Source organism: Specibacter sp. NPDC078709, assembly GCF_040686795.1.
Taxonomy (GTDB): domain Bacteria; phylum Actinomycetota; class Actinomycetes; order Actinomycetales; family Micrococcaceae; genus Specibacter.
The window spans coordinates 1-17588 of the sequence record NZ_JBFBLU010000009.1 but is presented as its reverse complement, the minus strand read 5'-3'; the positions used below and the strand labels follow the sequence as shown (position 1 = coordinate 17588).

The 17588-nt window shown below is 59.2% G+C and carries 17 protein-coding genes; 10 read left to right on the top strand and 7 right to left on the bottom strand.

From position 1 onward, the window contains the following. Nucleotides 1-9: 9 nt before the first annotated feature. The 3 genes from AB0P14_RS15255 to AB0P14_RS15245 form a co-directional block, all read right to left on the bottom strand. Nucleotides 10-591 carry a TerD family protein gene (locus AB0P14_RS15255; protein ID WP_363844030.1) on the bottom strand — a complete coding sequence of 194 codons (582 nt, stop codon included), beginning with the start codon at nucleotides 589-591 and terminating at the stop codon, nucleotides 10-12. Nucleotides 592-660: 69 nt separating this feature from the next. Continuing rightward, a complete protein-coding gene (locus tag AB0P14_RS15250) occupies nucleotides 661-1254 on the bottom strand; it encodes a TerD family protein (RefSeq protein WP_363844028.1) in 594 nt (197 codons plus the stop codon). A 49-nt stretch (nucleotides 1255-1303) separates the two neighbouring features. Then, nucleotides 1304-2413: a DUF475 domain-containing protein gene (locus AB0P14_RS15245; RefSeq protein WP_363844293.1), complete on the bottom strand. Its 1110-nt coding sequence runs from the start codon at nucleotides 2411-2413 to the stop codon at nucleotides 1304-1306. Nucleotides 2414-2719: 306 nt separating this feature from the next. Between AB0P14_RS15245 and AB0P14_RS15240 the strand changes: the two genes are divergently transcribed. After that, nucleotides 2720-3754, top strand: coding sequence for an adenosine deaminase (locus tag AB0P14_RS15240; RefSeq protein WP_363844026.1), 1035 nt, complete (start codon nucleotides 2720-2722; stop codon nucleotides 3752-3754). 57 nt (nucleotides 3755-3811) lie between these two features. Here the strand turns inward: AB0P14_RS15240 and AB0P14_RS15235 are convergent, their stop codons facing one another. Then, a complete protein-coding gene (locus AB0P14_RS15235) occupies nucleotides 3812-4549 on the bottom strand; it encodes a LysE family translocator (protein WP_363844024.1) in 738 nt (245 codons plus the stop codon). A 144-nt stretch (nucleotides 4550-4693) separates the two neighbouring features. On the opposite strand from AB0P14_RS15235, the gene AB0P14_RS15230 reads away from it, so the two are divergent. From AB0P14_RS15230 to fdhA, 6 genes are all read left to right on the top strand, one after another. Then, entirely contained in the window at nucleotides 4694-5149 is a 456-nt protein-coding gene (locus AB0P14_RS15230; protein WP_363844022.1) for an Lrp/AsnC family transcriptional regulator, read from the top strand. A gap of 123 nt (nucleotides 5150-5272) precedes the next feature. Next, a complete protein-coding gene (locus tag AB0P14_RS15225; RefSeq protein WP_363844020.1) occupies nucleotides 5273-6070 on the top strand; it encodes a (Fe-S)-binding protein in 798 nt (265 codons plus the stop codon). Beyond that, on the top strand, nucleotides 6067-7593 hold the full coding sequence (locus AB0P14_RS15220) for a LutB/LldF family L-lactate oxidation iron-sulfur protein (protein WP_363844018.1): 1527 nt from the start codon (nucleotides 6067-6069) through the stop codon (nucleotides 7591-7593). Before AB0P14_RS15225 ends, AB0P14_RS15220 begins: the two co-directional genes overlap by 4 nt. After that, on the top strand, nucleotides 7590-8225 hold the full coding sequence (locus AB0P14_RS15215) for an LUD domain-containing protein (RefSeq protein ID WP_363844016.1): 636 nt from the start codon (nucleotides 7590-7592) through the stop codon (nucleotides 8223-8225). Before AB0P14_RS15220 ends, AB0P14_RS15215 begins: the two co-directional genes overlap by 4 nt. 91 nt (nucleotides 8226-8316) lie before the next feature. Beyond that, entirely contained in the window at nucleotides 8317-8847 is a 531-nt protein-coding gene (locus tag AB0P14_RS15210; RefSeq protein ID WP_363844014.1) for a DinB family protein, read from the top strand. A 670-nt stretch (nucleotides 8848-9517) separates the two neighbouring features. Then, on the top strand, nucleotides 9518-10729 hold the full coding sequence (gene fdhA / locus AB0P14_RS15205; protein ID WP_363844012.1) for a formaldehyde dehydrogenase, glutathione-independent: 1212 nt from the start codon (nucleotides 9518-9520) through the stop codon (nucleotides 10727-10729). Between the two features lie 120 nt (nucleotides 10730-10849). On the opposite strand, the gene AB0P14_RS15200 is transcribed toward fdhA, so the two are convergent. The 3 genes from AB0P14_RS15200 to AB0P14_RS15190 all read right to left on the bottom strand — a co-directional run bounded on the left by AB0P14_RS15200 (nucleotide 10850) and on the right by AB0P14_RS15190 (nucleotide 14415). Then, the gene (locus tag AB0P14_RS15200) at nucleotides 10850-12325 is read right to left on the bottom strand and encodes a stealth conserved region 3 domain-containing protein (RefSeq protein ID WP_363844009.1); all 1476 of its coding nucleotides are present in this window, start codon (nucleotides 12323-12325) and stop codon (nucleotides 10850-10852) included. Between the two features lie 121 nt (nucleotides 12326-12446). After that, on the bottom strand, nucleotides 12447-13844 hold the full coding sequence (locus tag AB0P14_RS15195) for an FAD-binding oxidoreductase (protein WP_363844006.1): 1398 nt from the start codon (nucleotides 13842-13844) through the stop codon (nucleotides 12447-12449). Between the two features lie 148 nt (nucleotides 13845-13992). Beyond that, on the bottom strand, nucleotides 13993-14415 hold the full coding sequence (locus tag AB0P14_RS15190; protein WP_363844003.1) for a hypothetical protein: 423 nt from the start codon (nucleotides 14413-14415) through the stop codon (nucleotides 13993-13995). A 389-nt stretch (nucleotides 14416-14804) separates the two neighbouring features. On the opposite strand from AB0P14_RS15190, the gene AB0P14_RS15185 reads away from it, so the two are divergent. The 3 genes from AB0P14_RS15185 (at nucleotide 14805) to AB0P14_RS15175 (ending at nucleotide 17523) form a co-directional block, all read left to right on the top strand. Further along, the gene (locus AB0P14_RS15185; protein ID WP_363844000.1) at nucleotides 14805-15608 is read left to right on the top strand and encodes an ABC transporter permease; all 804 of its coding nucleotides are present in this window, start codon (nucleotides 14805-14807) and stop codon (nucleotides 15606-15608) included. A gap of 67 nt (nucleotides 15609-15675) precedes the next feature. Then, nucleotides 15676-16701 carry an ABC transporter substrate-binding protein gene (locus AB0P14_RS15180; protein ID WP_363843997.1) on the top strand — a complete coding sequence of 342 codons (1026 nt, stop codon included), beginning with the start codon at nucleotides 15676-15678 and terminating at the stop codon, nucleotides 16699-16701. Nucleotides 16702-16710: 9 nt separating this feature from the next. Continuing rightward, the gene (locus tag AB0P14_RS15175; RefSeq protein WP_363843995.1) at nucleotides 16711-17523 is read left to right on the top strand and encodes an ABC transporter ATP-binding protein; all 813 of its coding nucleotides are present in this window, start codon (nucleotides 16711-16713) and stop codon (nucleotides 17521-17523) included. The last annotated feature ends 65 nt before the right edge of the window (nucleotides 17524-17588 follow it).

Below are 17588 nucleotides of genomic sequence, written 5' to 3'. Positions count from 1 at the left end.
CACGGTGAACTAGTCCAGAACAATTCCGTAGTCGGTGGCGATGCCGTGCAAGCCACTGGCGTAGCCCTGGCCGACGGCGCGGAACTTCCATTCTGCGCCGTTGCGGTAGATTTCAGCGAAAACCATAGTGGTCTCCGACGCGGCGTCCTCGGAAAGGTCGTAGCGAACAATTTCTTGTTCGTTTTCCTGGTTGATCACACGGCAGTAGGCGTCGCGAACCTGACCGAAGTTCTGGCCACGGACTTCCGCTTGGTCGATTGAGACCACAATGACCACACGTTCAATATCGGCGGCAACCGTGGCGAGATTGATCAGGATCTGCTCGTCGTCGCCGTCACCTTCACCCGTGCGGTTATCGCCCTGGTGAACAACCGAGCCATCCTTGGATTCCAGCTGGTTGTAGAAGATGAAGTCATCGTTATTGCGGACCTTGCCGCTGGCGGTAACCAGCAATGCTGATGCGTCCAAGTCGAACTGGTGACCGCTGGTGGTGCGCGGATCCCAGCCCAGGCCAACCATGGCCATCTGCAGGCCGGGATCAGCCTTGGTTAGGGAAAGGTTGCTGCCCTTGGAAAGTGTCAAAGATGCCATCTGAACTGAACTCCTCTAATAACTGAAGTGCCACTTACAAACTAAAACGAAATAGCCTTTGGCGAAACCCTACAGTGAGTTTGCTGCCGGTTGGATCAGGTCCATCGCGGTGCGTCCGTTGGCTCGCTCGCCAATAGCAGTGAACGCCCAGCCGGTGCCCTCGCGGGACACCTTGGCCATGATCATGGCGGTGTGGGTGCCTGAATCGGTCAGCTGGAAACGGGCAACTTCAGGGGAGCCAGCCGTTGAATCGTCAACGAGGCGGCAGAATGCGTTCTCTACCAGGTCAAAGGTCTGGCGGCTGTAGCTGCTGATAACAAACACAATCTGGGACACGGCCGGTGAGACCTTGGCCAGATCAACCAGGATGGTCTCGTCGTCACCGTCGCCTTCACCGGTCAGGTTGTCACCGGTGTGCTGGGTGGAGCCGTCTTTGCTCTTCAGCTGATTGAAGAAGACCGTGTCAAGGGCCTTACCGCTGGCGTCAAAGAAAATGGCTGAGGCGTCTAGGTCGATATCGGCTGCCTTCTTCAGGCCGCCAAACAGTCCGCGCTTGACGGGGGCTGCAGAATCCCAGCCCAGTCCCATCCGCACCCGGGTGAGGGCGGCGCCGTCGTTCTTCTTCAGTGAAAGGGCCTGGCCCTTTTGCAAACTAAGTCCCATAGCGTGTAGCTCCTTGGTGAATAGGTGTGGAAAAACGTGGGTGTTGATGCTAATTAGTGAGCTGCTCAACCTTGATTTCTGCTGCTGCAGCTCGCTTGTTTCGAACAATGGAAGACCAGAATGAGGCGCCGATGAAGACCACGCCGATGATTCCGGTGATGACCTCGTTGACCTCGATACTGATGGTCAAGAGCAAGATGATGGACAGGGCGCCAATGGCCCAGTGGGCGCCATGATCCAGGTATTCGTAGTCATCGAGGGTTCCTTCGCGGACCAGGAACACCGTCAGTGAGCGGACGAAGATGGCGCCGATCAGGCCGAGGCCAAGGGCGATGATGATGGGGTCGGAGGTGATGGCAAAGGCGCCGATGACGCCGTCAAAGGAGAACGAGGCGTCAATGACTTCAAGGTAGAGGAACAGCATGAACGCGGCCTTGCCCACTGCCTTGCCGACGCCCTTGTTGGACTTTTTGGTGATTTTTGCCGCCTCGGCAGCAATATCGTCTGCGTCCGAATCACCGTCACCGTCGACGTCGAAGAGGTCACCGAGGCCGTTCACCAACATGTAGGTGACCATGCCCAGAATGCCTGCGATGAGAACGTCGATTTCCTTGCCGGGGCGGACCATGGCGGCGGAGGCCACCAAGATCAGCAGGGCGATGACCATTGATGCGCCATGCAGGCGACCAATGAAAGCTAGAGGTTTCTCGAGCCACTTAAGCCAGTGGATTTCGCGCTCCTCGAACATGAAGTCGAGGAATAGCATGAGCAGGAAGACACCGCCAAAGGCAGCGATTTGCGGGTGCGCGTCGTGCAACAGGTAGGCGTAGCTGCCTTCTGTATGGATGTCGCCCTTTTCCAGCGCCAGTTGCACGGCTTGGATCGGGTTGAGGTTGGCCGTGACGCCAACAATCAAGAGCGGGAACGCGATGCGCATACCGACAACGGCGATCAAAATACCGACCGTCAAGAACATTTTTTGCCAGAACGCGCTCATCTTTTCCAAGATGCGGGCGTTAACTACGGCATTGTCAAAGCTGAGGCTGACTTCCAAAACACCGAGGATGGCACAGAGGATAAGCGCTTCGATGCCGCCGTAGAAAAAGGCGAGGGTGAGCGCTACTGCGGTGATCCCGAAGGACCAGCCAAAAGTTCTCATGAACACGCGCTAAAAAGCTCCTCAGGAAATCCTAAGACCTGCCACGGATCAGGGATTTCATCGATCTGGATTCGGTGCCACGAAGCCTCACGGCACGGGCCCGGATTGTTCAAATTCAATTATCTCCATTCACGCTACATATTCCTAATGGTTGGCCGTTCCGAAAAGTTCCCGGTTGTCATTGAATCTGCTGAGCATCATCTTGCCGTACCCCTCCGACATTGGGTGTTTTGGGCCGTATTTGCGGGGCGCGGGGGAGGGTTGTTGCGGTCGGCTAGGTCTTGGGCTCCCACATAGACTGGATTCATGACCCAGGCTCCTGTTGAAAACGTTGATCCTGCAGCCGTGGCTGCGCTTCCCAAGGCCGAACTGCACCTGCACATTGAGGGCACCCTCGAGCCGGAATTGATTCTGGCGCTGGCGGCGCGCAACGGCATCACACTGCCGTTTCCCACACTGGAAGCATTACGGGAACAGTATGAGTTCACCGATCTGCAATCGTTCCTGAACCTGTATTACGCCAACATGGCCGTGCTGATCACGGAGGCTGACTTTACCGACATGACGGGGGCCTATTTGGCCCGCGCCAAGGAATCTGGAGTCCGCCATGCGGAGATCATGTTTGATCCCCAGGCTCATGTTGCTCGCGGAGTGGAACTTTCGACGGCGGTCAACGGTATCGCCGCTGCCCTCGCCACCAGCGAGGCAGACTTTGGTATCACGACAGGACTCATCGCCGCATTCTTGCGTGATGAATCTGAAGAGTCTGCGCTTGCCGTTCTGGAGCAGCTGCTGGCTATGAACGCGCCCATTATCGGCATTGGCCTGGACTCAGCAGAGGTGGGCAATCCGCCGTCGAAGTTCATCCGCTTGTTCAAGCGTGCCGCACAAGCAGGGCTGCGCTTGGTTGCTCACGCCGGCGAAGAGGGCCCGCCCAGCTATATTGAGGACGCGTTGGACCTGCTCGGTGTGGAGCGGATCGACCATGGAATTAGGGCTGTAGAAGACAAATACTTGGTTAAGCGGCTGGTGGCTGAGCAGGTTCCCTTGACGGTGTGCCCGCTCTCGAACGTCCGGCTGCGTACCGTGGACACCCTGGCCGCCCACCCGCTGCCGCAGATGATTACGGCGGGGCTGAACGTCTGCGTCAACTCCGATGATCCCGCATATTTTGGCGGCTACGTTGGGGCTAACTTTGCGGCTCTCGTGGCGGAGTTTGAATGGGACTCGGCGACAGTTGAGCTGTTGGCGGCCAACTCCATCCGCTCCTCTTTTGCCTCTGACGAGCGCAAGCAGCAACTGCTGGGTGAGCTTGCTGCTTGGAGTGCTGCACAGGACTGAGTTCTTCGTGGCGTGCGCTGGATATGGTCGGGCAGAATCAACGTGGCTGGCGGGAAGTTAGCCGAGGGCAAGCAGATCCCCGGCCGCTTGTGTCACCGGGCCCACCTGCTCGATGAGTAGGAGGGTGCCTAGTGCACACATGATGAGGCCGCTTGTCAGTGTCACGCCGCGAGCCGCAGCTGGACGTGATCGCAACAATTTCCGAGCGCCGACTGCCACGAGCGAGTAAATGACGGCGGTCATAGCGACGAAGGACAGCCCCAGAATGGCCGACTGAAGTGGTACTGAAAATGCGGCGTCGACCTTGATGAACTGCGGGGTGAGGGCAACGAACAGCAGCAGCCCCTTCGGGTTGATACTGCTGGTACCAAAGCCTTGCAGGAACGGTCCCCAGGCTGAGTTGGGTTTGCCGAGTGCGGAGGCTGTAGGGGTCAAGTCCTCAGGCGTCATGGCTTTTCCCGCAGCCGGATTCACGGGCAGTTCTCCGTTCGGTCCCACGGTGACAAATCCGGCGCCTCGCCATGATCTGGTGGTCATGAAGCCGAGCCACAAAAGGTAGAGGGCTCCGGCAACTGTCAGCCACAACAACAAACTAGGCATGGCTGCCATGAGTGCCGCGATCCCGGCCGCCAGCAAGATGGTATGCAGGACGTAGCCGCCACAAAGCCCTGCAATGGCAGGCACGAAACTGCGTTTTCCCAGACCGGAAGCGATCGCAAAAGCCCAATCCGGGCCAGGTGTGCAGGTCAGGGTGATGGCGACTATGAGGAAGCCTACGAGTGCCTGCGGTTCCATGATGCTCCTGCTGCCTAGATTCGTCGTGATCACTGCGGTTGTTGATCATTGTTGTTGATCTTCTACGGCAAGCTTAGGGAAAATGGAGACACAAGTGCTTACCTTTTTTGTCCATAAATACGACTGCCGCGATAAGATATATCTGTGATTGATGCCATTGATAAAGAAATTTTGCGCACACTTCAAAACGACGGTCGAATGAGTGCGACTGCCTTGGCTGCTGAGGTGGGTTTGACCGTTGCGCCATGTCACCGTCGGCTCAAAGATTTAGAGTCGTCCGGCGCCATTAGTGGTTACCGCGCCATCATTGATCCGGTTGCTGTAGGACTGGGTTTTGAGGCGCTGGTGTTTGTGACTCTTGCGCGCGTTGACCGTTCCACCATGGACGAGTTCGAGGCGCAGGTTTCGGCCAATGCTCGTATTACCTCAGCCCAGCGACTATTTGGCGACCCTGACTATATTTTGAGAGTCATGGCTAAGGATCTCAGTGACTATCAGCAGTGCTTCGACAATGAGCTGACGGTCCTCCCGGGTGTGCAGCGCGTCAGTTCCACCCTTGTCATGAAGAATCTGAAACCAGGAGCTGGACTGCCGCTCTAGTCTCCACGCCCCGGATTTTGTGGACCTGCCCTGGTACAAAAGTGACTCCATGGAGTGGCGCTATGATTGAAGTTAGGGTGTGGTCAGTCCACATTCAATGTGTTTTGCCCTACAGTTGAAATCATGAAAATTGCGCTCTTCGCCACCTGCATTGTCGATGCCATGTACCCGCGCACGGCACAGGCCACTGTGGCCCTTCTGGAACGGCTCGGACATGAGGTTGTGTTCCCCTCTGGGCAGGCCTGCTGCGGTCAGATGCACGTCAACTCCGGCTACTTCAAGGAAGCCCACGCCGTTGTGGCCAACCATGTCGAAGCCTTCGACACCGATGATTACGACGTCGCCGTGGCACCTTCAGGTTCCTGTGTTGCCAGTGTTAAGCACCAGCATGAGATGGTGGCCCGCCGCTGTGGTGATGCTGCACTTGAGGCCAGAGCTGCCAAGGTAGGCGCCAAAACGTATGAACTCTCGCAGCTGCTGACTGACGTCCTCGGCATCACCAACGCGGCCGAGCAGCTGGGCTCATACTTCCCCCACAAGGTCACCTACCACCCCAGCTGCCACGGTATGCGGCTGTTGCGTCTGGAAGACCGCCAGCTGACCCTGCTGGCAAGCGTGGGTGGCATCGAGATGGTGGAGTTGCCTCAAGCTGATCAGTGCTGCGGCTTCGGCGGTACCTTCTCCATGAAGAATGCCGATGTTTCCGCCGCCATGAACGCCGACAAGGCAGCAAATATTTGCGGCACCGGCGCCGAGCTGTGTTCCGGTGGTGACGCCAGCTGCCTGCTACACATTGGCGGCGGGCTCTCGCGGCAGGGCAGCGAGGTGGGCACCCTGCACTTTGCTGAGATCCTGGCGAGCACTCTTGAAAACCCCATAACAGTCACTGGCGACGTGAAATTGGCAGGGAGCAAGCGATGAGCAATACCTTTTTGGGCATGCCCACACTGCCTGTTTTTGGCAGCGGTAACCTCAACGCCACCGAGCCCTTCCCGAAGGCCGCGCACCGCGAACTCGGCAATGAGCAATTGCGGGCCAACCTGGGCCACGCAACCCACACCATTCGCGACAAGCGGCTGAAAGTGGTTGCCGAACTTCCCGACTGGGAAGACATGCGCAACGCCGGCAGCGCCATCAAGGACGCCACGATGGCGAATTTGCCAGCCCTGCTGGAGCAGTTCGAAGCGAACTTCACCGCCCGCGGCGGCATCATTCACTGGGCCCGCGACGCCCAGGAAGCCAACGAGATTGTCACCTGCCTGATCCGCGAGACCGGTGAAACTGAAGTGGTCAAGGTCAAGTCCATGGCCACCCAGGAAATCGGCTTGAACGAATACCTTCAAGAGCAGGGCATAGCGGCCTACGAGACTGACCTGGCTGAGCTGATCGTCCAGCTAGACCACGACAAGCCCAGTCACATCCTGGTCCCGGCTATCCACAAAAACCGCAGCCAGGTACGCGAAATCTTCCTGCGCGAAATGCCCGTGGTGGACCCAAACCTGACGGATGACCCGGCCCGTCTGGCCGAAGCCGCCCGCACACACCTGCGCAAAAAGTTCCTCTCCGCCAAGGTGGCCGTCTCGGGTGCCAACTTCGGCTTGGCCGACACCGGCACCTTGACCGTGGTGGAATCCGAAGGGAACGGCCGCATGTGCCTGACCCTGCCGGAAACGCTCATCACCGTCATGGGCATTGAAAAGTTGCTGCCGTCGTGGACCGATCTTGAAGTATTCATGCAATTGCTGCCCCGGTCTTCCACGGGCGAGCGCATGAACCCCTACACCTCGCTGTGGACCGGCGTCACCCCCGGCGACGGCCCACAAAACGTCCACCTGGTCATGCTGGACAACGGCCGCACCGCAGCACTCGCCGATGAATACGGCCGCACGGCACTGAACTGCATCCGTTGTTCGGCGTGCATGAACGTGTGCCCCGTGTACGAACGCACCGGAGGACACGCTTACGGATCCACCTACCCGGGTCCCATCGGCGCCATCCTTTCACCCCTAATGACAGGTATCAAGAGCGAGGAAAATAACTCCCTGCCCTACGCCTCCTCACTATGCGGCGCCTGCTTTGACGCTTGCCCCGTGAAGATCAACATCCCCGAAATCCTGGTCCACTTACGCGGCGAAGACGTTGATTCCAAACGCGCCAAGGTCAAGATCCCCACCCAGATGGACCTCATGATGAAGGGCGCCGAATGGGCGTTCTCCAAGGGCTCGCATTTGGCCCTGCTGGAGAAGGGCTTGCCTTTGGGCAAGCTCGTTGCCGGACGCGCCAAAGTCATCAAACGGCTCCCCGGCATCGCTGGCGGCTGGACCCAAAGTAGGAACATCCCGGCCCCACCCAGCCAGTCGTTCCGCCAGTGGTGGGACAAAGAACATCAGCCAGGCGCCGCCGTCGTACTTGGCTCAACAAAGAGCGAAGGGGAGCAGGCATGAGCGCCCGCGAGGACATCATGAACCGCATCAAATCGGCCCTGCGGGATGCGCCGGTGACGCCCGTGGTGCCCCGGGGTTACCGCCGCAGCTCGGACATGACCGCGGCGCAGCGCCTGGAGCAGCTCGTGGACAGGCTGGTGGACTACAAGGCGAACGTGTTCCTCACGCCCGTCGCCGACGTTGCCGCGCGGCTGGCCGAACTGCTCGCCGGCAGTGCCTCGATTGTGGTGCCGCATGGCCTGGAGCAGGAGTGGCTTGCAGCTTTGAAGAACGACGCCGGGACGTTGGCTGTGCATGTTGACTCGCCGGAGAGCCGCCTCACCGTAGCGGAACTGGATGCTGTGGACGCCGTGGTCACCGCTGCCGCGACGGCCGTGTCCGAGACCGGAACCATCATGCTGGATGGCAGTGATGATCAGGGTCGGCGTATCATCTCCCTCGTTCCGGATCGGCACATCTGCATCCTGCGTGCGGGGGACATTGTGGAGGTGCTGCCGGAGGCGATTGCCCGTTTGGAAGCAACCCGACCGCAAACCTGGATCAGCGGGCCCAGCGCCACGAGCGATATTGAACTCGAACGTGTTGAGGGCGTCCACGGGCCGCGAACCCTGGACGTCATCATCCTGACGTAGCGTCTCCGCTGCTCGATCGCCGGGTCCCGGCGATCGAGCCTGTCGAGGCCACCTCTCGACAGTTGCCGCTCCCGGTGAAAGCATGAACGTCATGAGACCTTCGGAGTTGTTGACTGACGCTTTCGGCAGGATTGGCACCATTGTTGGCGGTGTCCTGCACGGTCTGGAGCCACAGAACGCGAATTGGCGCCCGGGCGGGAGCGGCAATTCCATAGCCTGGCTTGTGTGGCACCTGTCGCGCGGGCAAGACGAACAAATTGCCGAGGTGGCCGGGACTGAATCTGTGTGGCGCAGCGGAGAGTACGCTGCCCGCTTTGCTTTTGGGCTGGACCCCGCCGATACCGGCTACGGACACACGGCAGAGCAGGCGGCGGCCGTTCATGTGGATTCCACGGAACTGCTGCGCGAGTACCTGCAGGCGGTTCTGGCCCGAAGTTTGGAATATGTTGGTGGGTTGAGCGATGCCGAGCTGGACCAAATCGTGGATGAACGCTGGGATCCGCCGGTGACGCTGGGTGTTCGGCTCATCAGCATTCTCGATGACTGCGTGCAACACGGCGGTCAGGCGGCCTATGTCAAGGGATTGCTGACTCAGAGTGACTTTGCGCCTGCGCGTGGTTAAGACACAATGAGGCGCCACTCAATGAGCTGCGCACGGTTACGGCCTAACGGTACGTATTGTGCCAATATCGGCATAATACGCAGGTGCGAGGTGCGAGGTGTCGTTGCTGGCCCAAGAAGATCCACTTAGGTTATACGCACGCCACGCCCGGCTGAGCTGCGCCACTCTTACAGCACCGCAACGCAGACCCACCGGCCCGCGTATAACTAAAGTCCTGAGCCGGCTTTTTGGAAACCCAGCAATCAGCTGACTCAAACGGTTGCTGCAACTGCCCATTCCGCGCAGCCGGAGATGGCACTGGAGCTGTGTCTGGTTAGCACGTAACCGTGCGCAGCTTCACGAGTGGCGCACCGTTACGTTGTAACCGTACGCATTATGCCGATATCGGCATAACACGCGGATGCAAAGTTTGTAGCTTGTGCGCCGGACGCTCAGGCGCCTGCGTACTCGCTTCAGGTGGAGCCCCGCCGGTGATCGAGCGTGTCGAGACCGGAGCCCCTTACATATTTCCCCGCCCAGACCTAGACTGACAACGACCCCATTAACCACTACTAATCACGCGCCCTAGGCGCGCATTTTCAGTGTGCCGCTCTACACGGCAGGGGTTGATTTCTCGTTGCACTTGAAGCGCCAATTAGGTGTCTTCTGAACTAACTGGGAAGGAAAAACCATGTCAGGAAACAAAGCAGTTGCCTACAAGGGACCCGGAGTCGTCGAGGTCATTGACATCGACTATCCAACATTTGAACTCAAGGACGGGCCGGGCGTCAACCCTGCCAATGTGGGAAGAAAAGTTCCTCACGGCGTCATCCTGCGCACAGTGGCCACCAACATTTGTGGCTCCGACCAACACATGGTGCGAGGACGCACCACGGCTCCGTCGGATCTGGTTCTGGGCCACGAAATCACCGGCGAAGTGGTCGAGGTGGGCCCCGACGTCGAATTCATCAAGGTGGGGGACATCTGCTCGGTCCCCTTCAACATCGCCTGTGGCCGCTGCCGTAATTGTAAGGAGCGCAAGACCGGCATCTGCCTGAACGTCAACCCCGACAGGCCAGGCAGCGCCTACGGTTACGTCGACATGGGTGGATGGGTCGGTGGGCAGGCCGAGTACGTGCTGGTTCCCTATGCCGATTGGAACCTGCTCAAGTTCCCGGACAGGGATCAGGCACTGGAGAAGATCATGGACCTGACCATGCTCTCCGACATCTTCCCCACCGGATTCCATGGCGCCGTCACAGCAGGGGTAGGTGTTGGTTCCACCGTTTACATTGCCGGTGCCGGACCGGTTGGCCTCGCCGCGGCAACGTCCGCCCATCTGCTGGGTGCCGCCGTCGTCATTGTCGCTGACATGAACGAGGGCCGCCTCGCCCAGGCAAGGTCCTTCGGCTGTGAGACCGTGGACCTCAGCAAGGGTGGGCCGGCGGAGCAAATTGAGCAGATCCTGGGTAGGCCCGAGGTCGACTGTGCCGTAGACGCCGTCGGGTTTGAGGCTAAGGGCCACGGCGACGGGGCCGGTGAGGCGCCGGCCACGGTGCTCAACGACCTCATGGACATCACGGCTGCCGGTGGTTCCCTTGGCATTCCCGGGCTGTATGTGACCGGCGATCCGGGCGGCATCGATGCGGCAGCTCAGAAGGGCTCCTTGTCGTTGAGTTTGGGCACCGGCTGGGCAAAGTCGTTGGCCTTCACCACGGGGCAGTGCCCGGTCATGAAGTACAACCACGGTCTGATGATGGCGATCTTGCATGACAAGGTCTCCATCGCCAAGAACGTCAACGCCCAGGCCATCTCCCTCACCGACGCGCCGCGCGGCTATGCCGAGTTCGACGCCGGTGCAGCCACCAAATACGTCCTGAACCCCAACGGTTACCTGGACTAGGCAGGGCAACTAGGCGCTGCAACTAACTAAGGTTGTTCAGGCGCCTTGGGCAGGCATACGCCGGTTTGGCTTTTTGCGAGAAACCTCGGCTCAGCTGAACCGGCGTTTGCCTGCCCCCCATCATTTTTCCCACGGCGCATTGAACGGGAAGTACTGTTCCAAAAAGTCGGTGACTAGTGCCCTGCGCCTTTCGGGGTCGGCGTCGCCAAAACTACCGTCATTGAGGCACAGAAAATCCGCATTGCGCCGGGCCAGCACCTGCGGCAAGTCGGCGAGCCCTGCCATATTTGCCGTATCCACGTAAACGCCCCGACCGTCCTTGTGCATGACGGCCCGGCCGGTCAGCAAGGCGTAGTAGTGGTACAGGGAGTTGGTCACCGAAATGTTTCCTGCTGCCCGGAATGTGCTGGCGGCCGTGGCCGCGAACTCCGGCGCAAATTCCTGTTCCAGTTCAGCTAGGACCGAACGACGCAGCGGCGCCGCGCTGTGTTCCAGATGATGGGTTGTGAAGGTGCCGAAGCGCTCCCATAAAAGCCTGCGGTTGACGCGGGCCGAGTTCTCAAAACCACTGCGTTGCACATCGCTTTCGCCCAGCCCGATCCGGTTGGGGGAGAGCATGAAGCGGGTGATTCCTCCAGGGGTAAAGAAGAGGTCCGGTGAAAGCGGGCGACCCAAAAACATGTCGTCATTGGAATATAGGAAGTGTTCCGCTAGGCCCTCGATGTGGTGCAGCTGAGACTCCACCGCCATGGAATTGTGCGTTGGTAAGACTGAGGTGTCGGCAAAGTGCTCCTGGCTGCGGACCAGGGAGACTTTCGGGTGCTCGGCAAGCCACTGCGGAGCCGGCGAATCCGTGGCAATGAAGATGTGCCGGATCCACGGGGCAAAAAGATGCACCGAACGTAGTGCGTACTTCAGTTCATCTACTTGGCGAAACCGGGCTTCATGGTCATCGCCCTCGCCTAGCAACGCTTCTGATTCAAGCTCCCGGCGCGCTGACTGGTAAGAGGCGGCGCTGCCGTCAACCCAGGAAAATACCATGTCGATGTCGAAGCGGACATCAAAGGCATGATCAATGAACATGTTCTCAATGGTGGGCCAGTTCAATCCGTGAAGCTCCACGGTGCTGCGCTTAGCTTCCCCACGTTCCACCGTTCGGCGCGTGAGCGAGTTTTCCAGCGGCAGGTCAATGTGGTCCGCGGAAAAGGCCCACAACTCAATTTGTACTCCCCATGCCGCCCCGTAATACAGCCCTCCAGTGGGAGCTACTCGTGGGCGGAAGAGACGCACGATCTGTGTTTCGGGCAGTTTGGCCAGCAATCCCTCGGCCAACAACACGGTGGATTTGCGGGTGTCAACGCTGCGCGCATAAAACGGTTCTTGGATGAAGGCGGCCGTCAGGCACCGTTCGAGGCGTTCGCGCAGGGAACGCTCGATCGCCAGCACTGGCCGTTCGTCGTTGCCGCGCACCAGCAGGTACTCGATCCCGCCACTATCCAGCGCCGCACGAACGGCCAAAAGATCGGCGACCATGGCCTCTTGGGGTGTAACTCCAGCCGTGTTGAGTAGGGCAAGTCTGTCGCGGCTGACCGTCACGTCTCGACGCGAGCGGATAGCTTCAAACGCAGGTGACGCGGGAGACGCAGGTGACGCGGGCGTTGTGGGCTTGCTGGGCACTGCGGACTCCTGAAGGCTGGCCGGTGGGGCGCTTACGAGCCTACCGGGTCGGGACCTGACCCAATCTGAAGACGTTCCCTGGGTCAAAGTGCCGGGCCAGGGTGGATAGTTTCTCCAGGACGGAAGGCGTGTAGCTTTCGGCAAATGCGCCACTTCCGTTGCCAGCTGCGAAGTTGGCGAGACTTCCTCCATGTGCCCAGGGAGCCATATTTTGGATCATCGCCTCCGCGTGCGCGCCAAAGGCTGGCAACTCCGGAGGTGGACCAACCGCGACCGAGTGCAGCCCGAACCCGGCTTCCCGGTGGCACAGCGCGCTTGGCGCCTCCGGCAGCTGAGGCAGGACCCCACCAAGTTGCCGGATCTCAACCATCAGTTGCGGGGAGGAACTGTCGGGTCCGGCAGCCTCCAACAGTGTCTCGACGGCCTCAAGGGGGAAGTCAGCTAACAGCGTGGATCTCTCCGCAGCGGGCAGGGAATCTTCAGGATCGGAGTGGACCAACCCGATCATGGAGGAAGGCATGGGCCCTACGGCATCCATCAGCAACACCCCAGCCGAGCGCATCGGCGCAAGCCAAGTGGCGCCCTCGTCCGCTGTTCCGACGAAGACGTACCGCACGGCGATGGTGAACCTGCCCGCGAGTGGTTCGGGCACGCCGGGCATGGGCGGCAATTGCATCATGGCTACCGAGGTGGTGGCCGTGTGGGGGAGAGTGGGGCACCATTGGGCCCAGGTGCGGAGTACGTTTTCGACGTGGGCCGTGTCGAAAAACAGGGCGCCGGCGTAGATGACGGGGAGTTCAAGGAGTTCGAATTCCATACCCGTGATGATGCCCAGGGAGCCTTTGCCGCCGCGCAGACCCCAGAAAAGATCGGGCTCCGATTGTGCCGTGGCATGGCGCAATTCCCCGTCGCCGGTGACCACATCGAAGGAGCGCACTTTGTCGGAGGCCGCGCCGAAAGTTCGCACCATGGGGCCGATGCCGCCGCCGCTCGTGTAGCCTGCCACACCAACTCCGGGCGCCGAGCCGCATAAGCCGATCAGGCCGAGGTCTGCGCCCTGGGTGAGGACGGTCGCCCACGTGACTCCCGCACCTGTCCGCGCCGTGTTGCTGTCGCTGTTGAGGGTGCAGGAGTCTAGCAACCGGGTGTGGATGAGGAGGGCGCCCTCGAAGTCGCTGGCAATGCCGTGTCCGGTTGCCTGTACGGCGACGGGGAGTGAGTTCGCGGCCGCAAATTTCACGCATTCAACCACGTCTGCGGCGTTGGCGGCTTCCACCACGGCGGCCGGAGAGGTTTGCACGGCAAGATTCCATGGCGTGGCTAATTCGTCGTACACGGGGGCGCCCGGCTCAAAGAGCGCACCGGCTAGATTGCGGCCCAATGCGCCAAAATCGATGGTGGGGACAGTGGCGGGTTCCGGCGCTTGAGGCGATTCCATGATGCCCTTTCAATGAAGGCCGCCGCACAATGCGTCAGGCCCCCAGACGGCCTGTTTCCAAGCCTGTCACCGCTGGGCTGATCTGGCTAGGGCCCGTACTGAAGTTCACGCTGAAGTCCACCGCTGAAGTCCGACGCCGGATCCCGGCTCAGCCTGCCATCGGCCGCTTCTTGCGGTGGAATAGGAGCGCCACGGCGATTCCGGCCAGCCAAAAATCTTTGGCCATTGCTGTCCCGGCGGAGGTGGGGCGGATGCCGTCGTCCTCGGTCATCCCGGGGGACTTCAGATAGGTGGCCACGAGTCCGCCGGAGAATGCTCCGAGCGCCAGCCCGGCCAGACGGCTCGGTACGAACGGGGCCAAGACGACTGCTCCAACGGCGATCTCGGAGTAAGCGAGCCGGCTGCCAAATTCTGCCGGGGTCCAGCTGCTCACCAGGGGAATGACCCGTTCCGCCGCTGACTGCAAGCCCGCGGCGTGTTCGGGTGCGAGTTTGAGCTTGCCAATACCGGAGTTGAGGATGAACGCTCCGGACACCAGTCGTAGTGCGGCGTTGCTGATGCTGAATCCCATGGGGTTCTCCTGAGTTCATGAAAAAGTTGCAGTGTTTTCAGCTTTCACACTATGGCGGGCACGTGCCTGTTGGCTAGGGGTGTGGAAGTTTGGCGATAACTCGGCGCGTGTCCGGGACCTGTTGGGGGCCACGCACGCAGAGGACTGAGCAGCCCACGTGAAAACGGCATCCACAATGTTCGGAGACTACTCCAAATTGACATCTGTGATGTTCGGCACATAGTGTTCTGCATACCGGGACAGCGCTTTCCCAAGTGGCTATCCGGGAAGAAGTGATCATGAATGGCCCTCACAAAGATGTAAAGGTAGAGGCAATGCAGCTTGCGAGCGAAGTCGAGAATTCGTCAGCCCATGAAGCAAAACGGTCGACTGTTCCCCCGGCCCCACGTTTGAAAAAGCCTTCTAAGGCTCGTGGCTGGCTCTTGGATCTCTGGAGGCCCGTAGTTTTTGTCGTCATCTTGTTTGGCGCTTGGTGGATGGTCACTGAAAACGGTTGGGTTGCTCCCTATATCCTCCCCAGTCCGGTGGATACCTGGACCACCATGGTGGAAAATGCTGCCTATTTGGGCGGTCATACCTGGGTTACCACCATTGAAACCGTCATCGGGTTTGCCATCGCGGTGGTCATCGGAGAACTTGTTGCCGTCCTGATGATTTACTCCAAGACCATTGAAAAAACCGCATATCCGCTCATCTTGTTCGCGCAGGTCATTCCGAAAATTGCAGTAGCCCCTTTGTTCGTGGTGTGGCTGGGATTCGGCATGGAACCAAAAATTGTGGTTGCTGTCCTCATGGCGTTCTTTCCAATCGTGGTTTCTGGTATGGCCGGCCTGAGATCGGTTGACCCGGAGATTCTGGAACTGACTTCCACTATGGGTGCAAGCTCCATCAAAACATTCTTGAAGGTGCGGCTGCCGGCATCCTTGCCCCAACTATTTTCGGGTTTGAAGGTGGCGGCCACCCTCGCTGTGACTGGCGCCGTCGTCGGTGAATTTGTGGGGGCAAACGAAGGACTTGGTTACGTCATTCTCCAAGCCAACGGCAATATCGACACGGCGATGCTCTTCGCAGCACTGATCATCATGTCCCTCATGGGAGTGCTCCTCTTTGCGCTTATCCAAATCGCCGAGTGGTTCCTGATCCCGTGGCACTCCTCACGGAGGGTCACGGGATCGGCCGCCACGGCAGGCTGATTGCCCAGCAAGAATCATTTAGCAGCAGTTCAAACAGCACCAACAGAATTTCCAAATGGGAGAAAACATGAACATTTCACGTCGCTCTGTCCTCACTACTTCCCTCGCTGCAGCCGCTGCTCTGGGCTTAGCTGCCTGTGGTGGCAATGACGCTGCCAAGCCGAAGCCAGAAGAGGGTGGGTCCACCGCAGCAACACTGATGCTCAACTGGTACCCGTATGGTGAACATGCAGCCCTCTACTACGGCGTTGAAAAGGGAATCTTCAAGAAGCACGGCATTGACTTGAGCATTAAGGCTGGCCAGGGATCCACCAAGACTGTTCAGGCGGCAGGCCAGGATCAGGTCGACTTCGGATGGGCGGACACTCCGGCTCTGCTGGCCAATATTGACAAGGGTGTGAAGGTCAAGAGCATTGGCGTGTTCCTACAAACAACCCCGTCAGCTGTTCAGGTGTTCACAGATTCCGGTATCAAGACTCCAGCGGATCTGAAAGGCAAGACCATTGCCGTTTCGGCCGGAGACGCCCCCACCACCACATTCCCGATCTTCCTGAAGGCTGCTGGTCTGGCCGAAGGTGATGTCAACCAGCAGAACCTCGACGCGGCGGGGAAAATGGCGGCATTGTTGTCCAACAAGGTGGACGGATTGATTGGCTTCGCTCACGATCAGGGTCCAACCATTGCAGCGAAGAGCGGCAAGGAAATGACGTATCTGCGCTACTCGGATGCGGGTGTGAATTTCTTCTCCAACGGTCTGGTGGCCTCTGACGGATTCCTCGAGAAGAACCCGGAACTGGCCACGGCGATGGTTGCCGCTGTTTCCGAGTCGTTTGAGGAAGCCATCAAGAACCCGGAAGAAGCAGCCAAGGCCATGGACGGCAAGGACCCGCAGATTCCGGCCCAGGATGTGGTCCAGGAACAGTGGAAGCAGACCATCAAACTGCTGACCACCACGAACACTGAGGGCAAGCGCCCTGGGTTCAACGCAGACGAGGACTGGACTGCCACGATCAAGACACTTGCAGATGCTGGTCTAATCGATTCTGGTGGCGAGACCAGCAAGTACTTCAATGCCGCATTCGCACCTAAGTAGGGAATGGTCATGACCGCAATGTCACCGGAGAAATCAAAGCTGCAGGTGGATCCTGTGGTTGAAATTGAGCACCTCAACGTCACGTTTTCCTCCAAGAAAGGACACCGGGTGGTGGCTGTCGAGGACGCTTCGATGACCATTCGGCAAGGAGAATTTGTCTCGATTGCAGGACCGTCTGGTTGCGGAAAGTCCACCATGCTCAAGGTGGTTGCCGGACTGACCCGAGCTACGAGTGGCTCTGTGCGTCTGCGTGGATCCGAAGTGACGGCCCCGCGTCAGGACATTGGCTACGTTTTCCAGAGGGCAGCGCTTCTGGAGTGGCGTAATGTGCGGGCCAATATCTTGCTGCAGGCAGAGATGCGTGGCATGGACAGGACTCACGCAAACAGGCGAGCTGATGAACTGATCGCCATGACGGGACTGACAGGCTTTGAAAAATCACTCCCGCACGAGCTTTCCGGCGGCATGCAGCAGCGTGTTTCACTGTGCCGCGCGCTGCTACATGAACCCGATGTACTGCTCATGGATGAGCCGTTTGGTGCTCTTGACGCCCTCACTCGGGAGAAAATGAACATTGAGCTACACCGGATCTGGCGTGAAACCGGGACCACTGTCATTTTGGTGACGCACTCGGTTTCGGAAGCGGTCTACTTAGCCAACCGGGTGGTAGTCATGAGTCCTCGGCCCGGCCGGATTCAGGAGATCATCGACGTCCCATTCGGCAGCAATCGGGACTTTGGCGAAACACTGGCTTTGCCGGAGTTTGGCGATATCTCTGCGCGTGTCCGAGACTTGTTGGGGGCCACGCACGCAGAGGACTGAGCAGCCCACGTGAAAAAAGACGGCGTTGGCGGGTCATGACGGTCTTATAAGACCGTCATGACCCG

Coding starts and splice junctions, on each gene's coding strand:
- AB0P14_RS15255 (WP_363844030.1), bottom strand. CDS start 591: ATGGCATCTTTGACACTTTCCAAGGGCAGCAACCTTTCCCTAACCAAG.
- AB0P14_RS15250 (WP_363844028.1), bottom strand. CDS start 1,254: ATGGGACTTAGTTTGCAAAAGGGCCAGGCCCTTTCACTGAAGAAGAAC.
- AB0P14_RS15245 (WP_363844293.1), bottom strand. CDS start 2,413: ATGAGAACTTTTGGCTGGTCCTTCGGGATCACCGCAGTAGCGCTCACC.
- AB0P14_RS15240 (WP_363844026.1), top strand. CDS start 2,720: ATGACCCAGGCTCCTGTTGAAAACGTTGATCCTGCAGCCGTGGCTGCG.
- AB0P14_RS15235 (WP_363844024.1), bottom strand. CDS start 4,549: ATGGAACCGCAGGCACTCGTAGGCTTCCTCATAGTCGCCATCACCCTG.
- AB0P14_RS15225 (WP_363844020.1), top strand. CDS start 5,273: ATGAAAATTGCGCTCTTCGCCACCTGCATTGTCGATGCCATGTACCCG.
- AB0P14_RS15220 (WP_363844018.1), top strand. CDS start 6,067: ATGAGCAATACCTTTTTGGGCATGCCCACACTGCCTGTTTTTGGCAGC.
- AB0P14_RS15215 (WP_363844016.1), top strand. CDS start 7,590: ATGAGCGCCCGCGAGGACATCATGAACCGCATCAAATCGGCCCTGCGG.
- AB0P14_RS15210 (WP_363844014.1), top strand. CDS start 8,317: ATGAGACCTTCGGAGTTGTTGACTGACGCTTTCGGCAGGATTGGCACC.
- fdhA (WP_363844012.1), top strand. CDS start 9,518: ATGTCAGGAAACAAAGCAGTTGCCTACAAGGGACCCGGAGTCGTCGAG.
- AB0P14_RS15195 (WP_363844006.1), bottom strand. CDS start 13,844: ATGGAATCGCCTCAAGCGCCGGAACCCGCCACTGTCCCCACCATCGAT.
- AB0P14_RS15190 (WP_363844003.1), bottom strand. CDS start 14,415: ATGGGATTCAGCATCAGCAACGCCGCACTACGACTGGTGTCCGGAGCG.
- AB0P14_RS15180 (WP_363843997.1), top strand. CDS start 15,676: ATGAACATTTCACGTCGCTCTGTCCTCACTACTTCCCTCGCTGCAGCC.
- AB0P14_RS15175 (WP_363843995.1), top strand. CDS start 16,711: ATGACCGCAATGTCACCGGAGAAATCAAAGCTGCAGGTGGATCCTGTG.